Below are 11,802 nucleotides of genomic sequence, written 5' to 3'. Positions count from 1 at the left end.
ACCGCAGCTACGTCTACGAACCCGGCACCTTCCGCCCACTGGCCCTGCTCGACGGCAAAGGCCCGAAAAAAGCCTGCCCGTTCTACTACCAACTCGACCACCTCGGCACCCCGCAGGAACTCACCGACTACAGCGGCGAAATCGTCTGGTCCGCGCAATACGACGCCTATGGAAAAGTCGCAGCGATCACCCTGGCGGGCGAGGACTACCTAGACCAGCCACTGCGGTTTCAGGGGCAGTATTTCGACGCGGAGAGCGGGCTGCATTACAACCGGCACCGGTATTACGACTCGAGGCTGGGACGGTATCTGACGCCGGATCCCATCAAGTTGGCGGGTGGGCTGAATCAGTACCGGTATGTGCCGAATCCGACGGGGTGGGTGGATCCGTTGGGGTTGAACTCGAACTGTTCGCCGCCGAAGAAGCCGGGTTGTGAGATGCCGGGTGGGGTTGGTGGCGCTAAGGTAGATGAGGGTGAACCACAATTACCGGACTTGATTCATGGCGTTGACCCACATTCACTGAAGCGAACGCATGCGATCATGGGAAAAAAATCAACTAAACACGTCGAAAAAATAAGGGATCAAATGCGAGCCGGTGGATACGATGTCAGCTATCCCATAGACGTAGCAGAACATCAGGGCAACTTCTATATTCTAGATGGACATCACCGTGCAGCAGCTGCAAAACAAACAGCAACGCCTATAACTATAAAACTGATCACGAACATCAGAGACCACAAAGGAGAGCTCAATACTATCGAAGAAGTCATTGAATCAGCTAACAATGTCGGACACGACCGATTGGAGCATCACAGAAGAAGATGAAAAAAGACGATAAAAATCTTGAGGACCTAATAACTGACTTCCTTTCAAAAGTTGAGAGTGGAGCAGAATTACTACAAAAAAAATTTGGCACTCGGAATATTTTAAGACTTTGGCGAAGCAAGCAAATCGAACGCTGCGGTGAAATAACTGATGAAGTTCAATATGAACTGCACGGCGTAGGGTGCGCCATTCACTTCCCATCAGAATCAGTGGACTTCGATTATGGCTCGGATAACAGAATCGATGGTTTTGATATATGGCGCCTTTACATTTACGCTAGCGACAGGCCATCTGAATATAAAAAATACTGCGACAAAAAAACAGTTGAAAAGGAGTTTCAAGAATACGTCGCATCAGGTCGAATAGAAAAAATGTCGACATCAGATAGCCTTTACATACTGGTGAAGCCTGAATTAACTGGCAAATAACAAAATATTTTGTCGGTTTGCTTTCGTCCGCCTTGACGACTATTTAACGAGCTTGACCTCGAGAGCAAACCGACCCGAATCAAAGGGCCTGAAGTACAGGCCCCGGATATTCAAATTCAGTGCGCAGCCACGCTCGACTTTCAAGACAACTTATTGCTCATCCTCATCCTCTTCATATTCCTCATCCAAAGCCTCATCCGCATCATTGAGCGGCACGGTCGCGTCGTCCATCAGCGACCCCGGATCCTCGTTGCCCGGATCATTGATAAACGGCAGACCGCTCGGGCCTTTTTCTTCCTTGCCTTCGGTTTCGGGGGTCATGGCAAACCTCTGCGTGGGGGTGGGTTGTATAACGTTCGAAAAGCCCTACAGCCAATCGTTCCAGCGTCCGACCGCCAGACACGAAAAACCCGGCGCCAAGCCGGGTTTCTTTTCGATGTTCAATCAATGATGGCGGTTTTTATGTTTGTACTTGTTGTGCTTGTGTCCACCGCCGGAATGGCCTTTTCCGCCGTCGTCACCCAGGTTGTTGCCCACCGCACCACCGGCCGCACCGCCCAAACCTGCACCGATGGCTGAACCGGTAGAGCCGCCCAGGCTGTTGCCGAGCACCGAGCCACCGGCCGCGCCGAGGCCACCACCAATGGCGGCTTCGGTGCGATTGCGTTTATTCGCGCCGACCGCGCCACCCGCCGCGCCACCAACGCCCGCGCCGACCGCCGCACCGGTGCTGCCGCCGAGCTGGCCGCCCACCACATTACCGAGCACACCGCCCAATCCGCCACCAACGGCGGCACTACCATCTCCGGCGGCCATCGCGCCTTGAGCGATCACTAATCCGAAAAACAGTGCAGACAATGACAAACGCATTTGAACCTCACAGTTCCCGAATCGGGACAGTATGCCCACAGGGCTTATGTCAGTTGGAGACATTTCCCGGGAAAACGTTCAGCCATGAAAAAGCCCGACATTGAGCCGGGCTTTTTCTGACAAGCGTTCGCTATCAGTGACGCTTGTGACCTTTGGACAGGTTGGCGCCTACGGCACCGCCGGCCGCGCCACCCAGACCGGCGCCAATGGTCGCGCCATTTCTGCCGCCCAGGCTGTTGCCGATCACCGAACCACCGGCCGCGCCGACACCACCACCGATGGCCGCTTTGGTCCGGCTGCCCTTGCCGGCTGCCATCGCACTGCCCGCCGCGCCTGCAACACCGGCACCAATTGCTGCGCCGGTGCTGCCGCCCATTTTCTGGCCGACGACATTACCCAACGCACCACCCAGACCGCCGCCGAGCGCAGCAGTGCCTTCGCCAGCCACCGCACCTTGAGCAACCAGAAGCCCCAGAACCAGAGCGGGCAATGTTAGACGCATGACAAAAACCTCAAAAATAGGGAGATCAAAAGGGGCCGAGATTGAATGCTGCCGACGCGCTAAAGTCCAGACAAAATCAGCGGCCGCCGCGCACCAGGCGCCGATTGGACAGCGATTTGGCAAAAGGTTTTATCGCAGGCAAAAAAAAGCCCGCTGGGGAGACGGGCTGGAGACTTGCTTTCTAACGGATGGCTTCACCCTACGTCCGTGGACGTGAAAAGTTTGTGAAATACATACAAATCTACCCAACCTCTTGTAGGAAATTTCCCTTCATAAACAGCAGGCATAAAAAACCCCGTTTATAGACGGGGTTGTGAGGTCGCTGATCATTTTCTCGAGCGGGTCGAGACCTTCGGCAGAAACTTGGCTTTCGGCCCCTTGGGCGCAGCGGACTTGATCTTGCCGGTCAGAACCGGGTCCTCGCCAAAGCCCGACTGATACTCCGTCTGGCCACAACGGACGCAGTTGTTGAATGAAAATTCGGCTCCATCGTCTTCGATATACGGATCAGTCATACCTTCACCCCTTTCAAATGGATCGACACCGGCAAAGCCTTATTGCCTGAAAAAATATCGACCTCCAAGACTTTTGAGACTAGCCGGTCATTCCTGGACTTGTGGTTCAGATACGCTGATGGCCGACGAATGGCCTTCATCCTTTCAACACCGTAACGAGCCATCGGTCTCATAGCGCTAAAGATTCCCGGCGACAGGCCGTTGCCCTTTTGCCTACAAATGAATCTCAAGGAGAGAACATGAAAATCAACGGATTCCCGGAAATGCCTGTCGTAAAACTCACGGACGAACAAATCGCTGCCGGCAAAGCCGCCGGTGAGAAACTCAAGGAAAAGCTCGCTGCGGGCGACATCACCATTACCTACCCGGACAAACCGATTCTGACCCCTGGCGTCATCTACCACCCGAGTCAGCCCGCCGATCCGACGCCCTCCACCGGAACCCCGCCGCTGGTCGCGATCGATACGCCGCTGACCTATGACGCCCATGGGCTGGTGATACTCAAGCCACAGGGCTGACCGAAAGCCAGAGAGCAAAAAGCCCATTCATCGCCTGAATGGGCTCGCTTGAACCGGCCACTGCATCAACGCAACTTGACCGCCGTGCCCGTCGCGAACACGACAACCATGCCACCCTTGCCCGCCGGCATGCTGATCTCAAAATCCAGCCCGACCACCGCATCCGCCTGCAAGGCCCGCGCCCGCTCCTTGATCTCGTCAGTCGCCTGAACCCGCGCCTCTTTCAATGCACGCTCCAGCGTCTGCGACCGCCCACCGAAAAAATCGCGCATGCCGGCAAACATGTCACGAATCACATTGACGCCCTGCACCGACTCCGCGCTGACAATGTCCAGGTAAGCGGTGATTTGTCGGCCTTCGATGGCGTGGGTGGTGGAAATGATCATGGGGACGGTCCTTTTTTCTACGGATAAAGCGGCGATTGTAGTGCGCTATGGAAAATCAGGCCGAGCACTTCCAGCATGACTTCCACGGCGGATTAAAATCCAGGCGCCAAAAACCACAAAACCCCTGATCTCTTTCGAAATCAGGGGTTTTGTGTATTGAATATGGCGGTGAAGGAGAGATTCGAACTCTCGATACAGTTTCCTGTATACACACTTTCCAGGCGTGCTCCTTAAGCCACTCGGACACTTCACCGTATCTCTTCAAACATGTTCTGTCTGTCGAGGCGCGCTAATGTAGTCGAAAGCTTTTCTGATGGCAAACTTTTTTTCAGAATTTTCATGCGGTTAAGACAAAAAGGCGTTTCAGCCCACGGTGGGCGATGGCAAACCGGCCAATCTCTGGTGACGGCCACCCTTCTATATAGAAGCAGAACGGCGCGCTACGCCGGGTGAGGCGGGAAACGGTGACCGGCGAGTCAGTCACGGCGCTTTACCTGGCCTACGGTGGTGGGTAACGTCTGCCCATCTTTCTTACAAGGAATTGCGTCATGAGTGAGTTGATTGCCTACCACCTCGAAGACGGCATCGCGACCCTGACCTTGAACAACGGCAAGGTCAATGCCATTTCCCCGGACGTGATTGCGGTGTTCAACGCGGCGCTGGATCAGGCGAAGACTGATCGTGCCATCGTGATCATTACCGGTCAGCCGGGGATTTTGTCCGGTGGCTATGACCTCAAAGTGATGACCGCCGGCCCTAAAGAAGCCGTGGCACTGGTGACCGCCGGTTCGACCTTGGCCCGTCGCCTGCTCTCTCACCCGTTTCCGGTGATCGTTGCGTGCCCTGGGCACGCGGTGGCCAAGGGCGCGTTCCTGCTGTTGTCTGCCGACTATCGCATTGGCGTCGACGGTCCGTTCAGCATCGGTTTGAACGAAGTGCAGATCGGCATGACCATGCACCACGCCGGCATCGAGCTGGCGCGTGATCGCCTGCGTCGTTCGGCGTTCCACCGTTCGGTGATCAACGGCGAGATGTTTGATCCGAAAAGCGCGGTGGACGCCGGCTTCCTCGACAAGGTGGTGGCTGCCGAAGAACTGCAAGGCGCCGCTCTGGCCGCCGCGCGTCAATTGAAGAAGATCAACATGAACGCGCACAAGAACACCAAGCTCAAAGTGCGCAAGGCGCTGCTCGAAGCCCTCGACAATGCGATCATCCAGGATCAGGAACATCTGGGCTAAGCCCTCGCTTCCCGAGCCGAAGAAAAGCCCGACCGTCGTGTCGGGCTTTTTCTTGCGTGTTCGGTTGATGAATCGTCGACGGCTCTAGGACGCGTCTGACGCCGATTCCGGAAACATGCGCTTAAACATCGCCTATCTCCGCACTCTATAGCAGCAATTGCCGAAAACAGTGCACATCCGTACACTGCGCCACCTTTTGTCCCGGTGGGCACCGAAAATGCTGTTTGTGTTGCGTATGTTGTTGATGGGCTTGCACTTTGTTCTGGCCGGCGTGTTGGGCGTACTCCTGGGTCTGTGCCGCCCGTTCAACCCGGATAACAGCCGTTTGTGCGCCCGCCTCTATGCGCTTCCGGCCATGTTCATTCTGCGCTTGCGGGTCAAGGCCGATGTCGGCCCGTTGATGAACAAGCCCGACAGCTGCGTGATCATCGCCAACCATCAGTCCAACTACGACCTGTTCGTGTTCGGCAACGTGGTGCCTCGGCGTACCGTGTGCATCGGCAAGAAGAGCCTGAAGTGGGTGCCGCTGTTCGGCCAACTGTTCTGGCTGGCTGGCAACGTGTTGATCGATCGTGGCAATGCGCACAAGGCGCGCAAGTCGATGCTCACCACCACCCACACCCTGCAACACGAAGACACCTCGATCTGGGTGTTCCCGGAAGGCACGCGCAACCTCGGCGAAGAACTGCTGCCGTTCAAGAAAGGCGCGTTTCAGATGGCGATTGCCGCCGGCGTGCCGATCGTGCCGGTGTGCGTCAGCAGTTACATCAAGCACATGCGCCTGAACCGCTGGCGCAGCGGGAAAATTCTCATACGCTCGCTGCCGGCCATTCCTACAGCCGGGCTGACCATGGATGACATGCCCATGCTCATGACCCAGTGCCGCGAACAGATGCGCGAATGCATCGCCGCGATGGATCAGCAGCTGCAAGCTGCGTGAAAAACAAACCCGCCTTGTGCGGGTTTTCTTTTGCCGGGTGAACTGTGCAGATTTCACTGACTCTCAAGCAGCGACACGGCTAAGCTGAAGCCTTGTATTCCCTGCCATCTGCTAAGAAGAAGTGAACCACCACCATGGGTCGAGTTGTTGCTGCTGCGGTTTACAGCGCCGGTAAGAAAGTCACCAATATTACCCTCGATGAGGGCGCCGCCTGGGCCGCGAAAACCGGGCACTTTGTCTGGATCGGTCTGGAAGAGCCGGACGCGCAGGAGCTGGCCAACCTGCAACGCCAGTTCAATCTGCACGAACTGGCGATTGAAGATGCCCTGGAAAAACACAGTCGACCGAAACTGGAAACCTTTGGCGACGCTTTGTTTATCGTCACCTACTCGCCGATCCGCGAACACGGGATTTTGCAGTTCATCGAAACGCACATCTTCGCCGGCAAGGGCTACATCATCACCGCCCGCAACGGTCACTCGGCGTCCTACGCGCATGTCCGTCAGCGCTGTGAGGCGCGACCGCTGTTGCTCGAGCATGGGGAAGACTTCGTGCTCTATGCGCTGCTGGATTTCGTCATCGAAAACTACCAGCCGGTGGGCGAAGCGATTCATGCCGAGATCGATGAACTGGAGCGCAACGTGCTGTGTAGCGCTTTAAACGAGCATGACATCCAGAAGCTTCATGGCCTGCGCCGCGACGTGTTGCGCCTGCGTCGTTATGCGGCGCCGATGGTGGAAATCGGTGAGGAACTGCAGAAGCTGAGCTTCCCGTTCATCGACAAGAACATGCGCCCGTACTTTCGCGATGTGCAGATTCACGTCACCCGGCAGATGGAGGACCTGACCACCCTGGCGGACATTGCCAGCCAGACCATCGAGATCGGCGTGCTGCTTGAGGCCTCGCGGCAGAGCGTGGTGCAGCGCAAGTTTGCCGCGTGGGCGGCGATTCTGGCGTTCCCGACGGCGGTGGCGGGGATTTACGGGATGAACTTCCAGAACATGCCGGAGCTGAGCTGGCACTACGGCTATTTCGCCGTGCTGGGGTTTATCACGGTGGGGTGTGTGAGTTTGTGGGCGAGTTTCAAGAAGTCGGGGTGGTTGTAGTCCTGTGGCGCGAGAGCAAGCTCCCGCTGGGGTGAGAAGCGCGCCCATACAAACATCAAGTTGCCGTAAATTACGACTGCTGCGCATCCGAGCGGGAGCAAGCTCCCTCGCCACATAGGTAAATGTCAGGCCTTAAAGCGCTTCGGCTTCTGGCTTGTGCGCCACAAAACGCATCATCCATTCCGCCACGGTCGTGCCATGGTGCTCCTGCTCAAGGCTGGCGACGCCTTTCGAATAGATCTGCGAACCCAGCGCTTCCTGACGCAGGTCCAACAGCGCCCGCGAATAGTCGTGGATGAATTCCGGGTGGCCCTGGAAGCACAGCACCTGATCGTTGATGTGATACGCGGCGAACGGGCAGAAATCGCTGGAGGCGATGACCGTGGCGTTTTCCGGCAGCGCGGTGACCTGGTCCTGGTGGCTGATCAGCAGCGTCAGCTCCTCACGCACCGGGCTCATCCACGGCGCCTTGGCCGCCAGTTTGTAGTTGTGGGTGCCGACACCCCAACCCTGAGTGGCGCGCTCGCTCTTGCCGCCCAGCAGCAGCGCCAGCAGTTGATGGCCGAAGCACACGCCGAGCAGCTTGTCGCCGCGCTCGTAACGGTTCAGCAGGTATTGCTTGAGGGTCTGGATCCACGGATCGGTGCCGAACGAATCGGCCTTGCTGCCGGTGATCAGGTACGCGTCGAAGCTCAGGTCGTCGCTCGGGTATTCGCCCTGCATCACGTTGTACACGGTGAACTCGGCGGCAATCGGTTGCTGCGAGAACAGGCGCTGGAACATCTGTCCGTAACCCTGATATTGATCGACCAGTTCCGGACGCAGGATGTCGGTTTCCAGAATGCAGATGCGTAGCGACATAAAAAATACCTGACACGTGATGGGAATAATGAACACCCCAGAGCCTGCCTTGAAACACCCAGGCAAGGCAAGCCCCACAGTGTTCAGCCGATCACTTAAAACAGCTCGCCGTTCGCCGCCTTCTCCAGCAGCAACGCCGGTGGCGCAAAACGCTCGCCGTATTGCTCGGCCAGATATTGCGCGCGGGCGACGAAGTCCTGCACCCCGTACTGATTGATGAACTGCAGCGCACCGCCGGTCCACGCCGCAAAACCGATGCCGAAGATCGAGCCGACGTTGGCCTCCGCCGTCGAGGTCAGCACGCCCTCCTCCACGCAGCGCACGGTTTCGAGGGCCTGCACGAACAGCAGACGATCTCGCACATCCTTCGCTGAAATCTGCCCGTCTGCCTTCTCGAAGCGCGTCTTCAACTCCGGCCACAGGTGCTTCTGCGCGCCAGCCGGGTAATCGTAGAAGCCACCACCGGCAGCTTTGCCCGGACGCTTGTATTCGTTGAGCAGCAACTCAATCACGGCGAACGCCGGATGTTCTATCAGCGGTTTCCCTTCTGCTTGCAGGTCTTTGGCCGTTTGCTGGCGGATATGGCTCATCAGGCTGAGGGAAACTTCGTCGGAGATTGCCAGCGGCCCCACCGGCATCCCCGCTTTGCGCGCTTCGGTCTCGATCATCGGCGCACTCACGCCCTCGCCGAGCATGGCAATGCCTTCATTGGTGAAGGTGCCGAACACCCGCGAGGTGAAGAAGCCGCGACTGTCGTTGACCACGATCGGAGTTTTCTTGATTTGCAGGACGAAGTCGAAACCCCGCGCCAGGGTTTCATCGCTGGTCTGCGCGCCCTTGATGATTTCCACCAGCGGCATTTTTTCCACCGGACTGAAGAAATGCAGGCCGATGAACTTGCTTTGATCCGGCACTGCCGTCGCCAGCCCGGTGATCGGCAAGGTCGAGGTGTTGGAGGCAATCACCGCGTCGCTACCGACCACTTGCTGCGCCGCCGCCGACACCTTGGCTTTCAGTTCGCGATCTTCGAACACCGCTTCGATGATCAAGTCGCAGCCGGCCAGGTCGACATCGTTCTCGCTGGGCTGGATCCGCGCCAGCACCGCGTCGCGTTTTTCCGCAGTCATCTGGCCCCGGGCGACTTTCTTGTCGAGCAACGCCGCCGAATGCGCCTTGCCCTTTTCGGCGGCCGCCAGGTTGATGTCCTTGAGCACTACGTCGATGCCGGCCGAGGCGCTGACGAACGCGATCCCGGCGCCCATCATCCCCGCGCCCAGCACGCCGACCTTGCGCGTGACGTAAGGCGCAAAGCCCTGCGGCCGCGAGCCGCCGGCGTTGATTTCGTTGAGCTGGAACCAGAAGGTGCCGATCAGGTTCTTCGAGATCTGCCCAGTAGTCAGTTCGGTGAAGTAACGGGTTTCAATCAGGTGCGCGGTGTCGAAGTCCACCTGCGCGCCTTCCACTGCCGCGCACAGAATTTTCTCCGGGGCCGGCAGCGTGCCTTGAGTCTTCGCCCGCAGGATCGACGGCGCAATCGCCAGCATCTGCGCGACCTTCGGATTCGACGGCGTGCCGCCGGGGATCTGATAGCCCTTCACGTCCCAGCGCTGCACGGCCGTCGGGTTGGCAACAATCCAGGCGCGGGCCTTGGCCAGCAGCTCGTCACGATCCGCCGCCAGCTCATCGATCAACCCGGCCTGCAATGCCTGTTGCGGGCGTACCTTCTTGCCTTCGAGCAGATACGGCAGAGCCTTTTCGATGCCGAGCATGCGCACCATGCGCACCACCCCGCCACCGCCCGGCAGCAGACCGAGGGTCACTTCCGGCAGACCGAGTTGCACCGCCGCGTCGTCCAGCGCCACCCGATGATGACAGGCCAGACAGATTTCCCAGCCACCGCCGAGCGCCGCGCCGTTAATGGCAGCGACCACGGGTTTGCCGAGGGTTTCCAGGGTGCGCAACTGGGCTTTGAGGCTCAGCACCATGTCATAGAAGGCTTTGGCCTCGGGTTTGCCAACCTTGATCAGCTCATTGAGGTCGCCGCCGGCAAAGAAGGTTTTCTTCGCCGACGTAATGATGACTCCGGCGATGCTGTCTTTGTCCGCCAGTAGATGCGCAACGCAGGCGCCCATGGCCTGGCGGTACACGGCGTTCATGGTGTTGGCGCTCTGGCCCGGCATGTCGATGGTCAGCACGACGATGCCGTCCTGGCCTTTTTCGTAACGAATGGCTTCGCTCATAACAAGGTTCCTTGAATTCGGGGCTCAGAGGCGTTCGATGATGGTGGCAATGCCCATGCCGCCGCCGACGCACAGCGTCGCCAGGCCATAGCGCAGGCGCCGCGCTTCCAGTTCATCGAGCAGGGTGCCGAGGATTGCGCAACCGGTGGCGCCCAGCGGGTGGCCCATGGCGATGGAGCCGCCATTGACGTTGACCTTGTCCGGGTCCACCGCCATGTCCTTGATGAACTTGAGCACCACCGAGGCAAACGCCTCGTTGACCTCGAACAGATCGATGTCTTCCACGCGCAACCCGGCCTTGGCCAGCGCCTTGCGGGTGGCCGGTGCCGGACCGGTGAGCATGATGGTCGGGTCAGTGCTGGTCACCGCCGTGGCGACGATTCGTGCCCGTGGCTGCAGGCCGAGTGCACGGCCCTTGGCTTCGGAGCCGATCAACATCAGCGCCGCCCCGTCGACGATTCCGGAGCTGTTGCCCGGGGTGTGCACGTGATTGATCCGCTCGACGTGGCTGTAGACCCGTAGCGCCGTGGCGTCGAAGCCCATCTGGCCGATCATTTCGAAACTCGGCTTGAGTTTGCCGAGGCCTTCCATGGTCGACTCGGCGCGAATGAATTCGTCATGGTCGAGCAGGATGATGCCGTTCTGATCCTGCACCGGCACCAGCGACTTGTTGAAAGCTCCGTCAGCCCGCGCCCGCGCCGCTTTGTGTTGCGAATGCAGCGCGTAGGCATCGACGTCCTCACGGCTGAAGCCTTCAAGGGTGGCGATCAGGTCCGCGCCGACGCCCTGCGGGGTGAAGTGGCTGTGCAGGTTGGTTTGCGGGTCCAGCGCCCAGGCGCCGCCGTCGCTGCCCATCGGCACCCGCGACATCGACTCGACGCCGCCCACCACCACCAGGTCTTCGAAACCGGAGCGGACTTTCATCGCGCCGAGGTTCACTGCCTCCAGACCCGAGGCGCAGAAGCGGTTGATCTGCACGCCCGCCACGCTGACGTCCCAATCGGCCACTTGCACCGCAGTCTTGGCGATGTCCGAGCCCTGATCACCAATCGGCGTGACGCAGCCGAGCACCACGTCATCGACCTGGCTGGTGTCCAGCGCGGTGCGGCTTTGCAGTGCGGTCAACAACCCCGCGACCAGATTCACCGGTTTGACGCTGTGCAGCGCGCCATCGGCCTTGCCTTTGCCGCGCGGCGTGCGTAACGCATCGAAAATCAAAGCTTGGGTCATGACGTCCTCGAACCTGTGCGGTGAGTGAAATTCGTGATGTCACTGTTGTCCCGCGCCGTCGAGGATTCAATGACCACAGCGCTCAATGACGTTGACGCGCACGCTCAGACGGACGGTCATCTCGCATCGGGTGAACCGGTT

14 protein-coding genes and 1 tRNA gene are annotated in these 11,802 nt (G+C 58.7%); 6 read left to right on the top strand and 9 right to left on the bottom strand.

Going from position 1 to position 11,802, the window contains the following annotated elements; all coding sequences use genetic code 11:
* Nucleotides 1-827: RHS repeat-associated core domain-containing protein (locus HBN98_RS27415; protein WP_169844086.1), on the top strand; the 827-nt coding region annotated here is incomplete at its 5' end.
* A complete protein-coding gene (locus tag HBN98_RS27410) occupies nucleotides 824-1,255 on the top strand; it encodes a DUF6896 domain-containing protein (protein ID WP_083366510.1) in 432 nt (143 codons plus the stop codon). The genes HBN98_RS27415 and HBN98_RS27410, both read left to right, overlap by 4 nt.
* Nucleotides 1,256-1,405: 150 nt before the next feature.
* Here the strand turns inward: HBN98_RS27410 and HBN98_RS27405 are convergent, their stop codons facing one another.
* The 4 genes from HBN98_RS27405 to HBN98_RS27390 form a co-directional block, all read right to left on the bottom strand.
* Nucleotides 1,406-1,576 carry a hypothetical protein gene (locus HBN98_RS27405; RefSeq protein WP_169844085.1) on the bottom strand — a complete coding sequence of 57 codons (171 nt, stop codon included), beginning with the start codon at nucleotides 1,574-1,576 and terminating at the stop codon, nucleotides 1,406-1,408.
* 123 nt (nucleotides 1,577-1,699) lie between these two features.
* Nucleotides 1,700-2,125 carry a glycine zipper domain-containing protein gene (locus HBN98_RS27400; RefSeq protein ID WP_064586736.1) on the bottom strand — a complete coding sequence of 142 codons (426 nt, stop codon included), beginning with the start codon at nucleotides 2,123-2,125 and terminating at the stop codon, nucleotides 1,700-1,702.
* A gap of 133 nt (nucleotides 2,126-2,258) precedes the next feature.
* A complete protein-coding gene (locus tag HBN98_RS27395; protein ID WP_007960728.1) occupies nucleotides 2,259-2,627 on the bottom strand; it encodes a glycine zipper domain-containing protein in 369 nt (122 codons plus the stop codon).
* A 326-nt stretch (nucleotides 2,628-2,953) separates the two neighbouring features.
* Nucleotides 2,954-3,142 (bottom strand): hypothetical protein, encoded by a 189-nt coding sequence (locus HBN98_RS27390; protein ID WP_083366511.1) that lies wholly within the window; start codon nucleotides 3,140-3,142, stop codon nucleotides 2,954-2,956.
* 239 nt (nucleotides 3,143-3,381) lie between these two features.
* Here HBN98_RS27390 and HBN98_RS27385 point away from each other — a divergent pair, with 239 nt between their 5' ends.
* Nucleotides 3,382-3,660, top strand: coding sequence for a hypothetical protein (locus HBN98_RS27385; protein WP_083366512.1), 279 nt, complete (start codon nucleotides 3,382-3,384; stop codon nucleotides 3,658-3,660).
* A 65-nt stretch (nucleotides 3,661-3,725) separates the two neighbouring features.
* Here HBN98_RS27385 and HBN98_RS27380 read toward each other — a convergent pair whose 3' ends face one another.
* Nucleotides 3,726-4,046 carry a YbjQ family protein gene (locus HBN98_RS27380; protein WP_027613311.1) on the bottom strand — a complete coding sequence of 107 codons (321 nt, stop codon included), beginning with the start codon at nucleotides 4,044-4,046 and terminating at the stop codon, nucleotides 3,726-3,728.
* Nucleotides 4,047-4,209: 163 nt separating this feature from the next.
* Nucleotides 4,210-4,299: transfer RNA gene (locus HBN98_RS27375), tRNA-Ser, on the bottom strand.
* A 295-nt stretch (nucleotides 4,300-4,594) separates the two neighbouring features.
* On the opposite strand from HBN98_RS27375, the gene HBN98_RS27370 reads away from it, so the two are divergent.
* From HBN98_RS27370 to HBN98_RS27360, 3 genes are all read left to right on the top strand, one after another.
* Nucleotides 4,595-5,284, top strand: coding sequence for a crotonase/enoyl-CoA hydratase family protein (locus tag HBN98_RS27370; protein ID WP_083366513.1), 690 nt, complete (start codon nucleotides 4,595-4,597; stop codon nucleotides 5,282-5,284).
* Nucleotides 5,285-5,501: 217 nt separating this feature from the next.
* Complete coding sequence (locus tag HBN98_RS27365) at nucleotides 5,502-6,224, top strand: lysophospholipid acyltransferase family protein (protein ID WP_083366514.1); 723 nt, start codon at nucleotides 5,502-5,504, stop codon at nucleotides 6,222-6,224.
* Between the two features lie 134 nt (nucleotides 6,225-6,358).
* Nucleotides 6,359-7,330 carry a magnesium and cobalt transport protein CorA gene (locus tag HBN98_RS27360; protein WP_064586731.1) on the top strand — a complete coding sequence of 324 codons (972 nt, stop codon included), beginning with the start codon at nucleotides 6,359-6,361 and terminating at the stop codon, nucleotides 7,328-7,330.
* A gap of 132 nt (nucleotides 7,331-7,462) precedes the next feature.
* Here the strand turns inward: HBN98_RS27360 and HBN98_RS27355 are convergent, their stop codons facing one another.
* The 3 genes from HBN98_RS27355 to HBN98_RS27345 form a co-directional block, all read right to left on the bottom strand.
* Nucleotides 7,463-8,191, bottom strand: coding sequence for an amidotransferase (locus tag HBN98_RS27355; RefSeq protein WP_083366515.1), 729 nt, complete (start codon nucleotides 8,189-8,191; stop codon nucleotides 7,463-7,465).
* Nucleotides 8,192-8,286: 95 nt separating this feature from the next.
* The gene (locus tag HBN98_RS27350) at nucleotides 8,287-10,431 is read right to left on the bottom strand and encodes a 3-hydroxyacyl-CoA dehydrogenase NAD-binding domain-containing protein (RefSeq protein WP_083366516.1); all 2,145 of its coding nucleotides are present in this window, start codon (nucleotides 10,429-10,431) and stop codon (nucleotides 8,287-8,289) included.
* A gap of 24 nt (nucleotides 10,432-10,455) precedes the next feature.
* Nucleotides 10,456-11,661, bottom strand: a complete 1,206-nt coding sequence (locus HBN98_RS27345) for an acetyl-CoA C-acetyltransferase (protein WP_064586728.1) — start codon at nucleotides 11,659-11,661, stop codon at nucleotides 10,456-10,458.
* Nucleotides 11,662-11,802 lie beyond the last annotated feature (141 nt).

It is taken from the genome of Pseudomonas koreensis (assembly GCF_012986595.1).
Taxonomy (GTDB): Bacteria; Pseudomonadota; Gammaproteobacteria; order Pseudomonadales; family Pseudomonadaceae; genus Aquipseudomonas; species Aquipseudomonas koreensis.
This window is presented reverse-complemented; position numbering and strand designations above follow the sequence as displayed.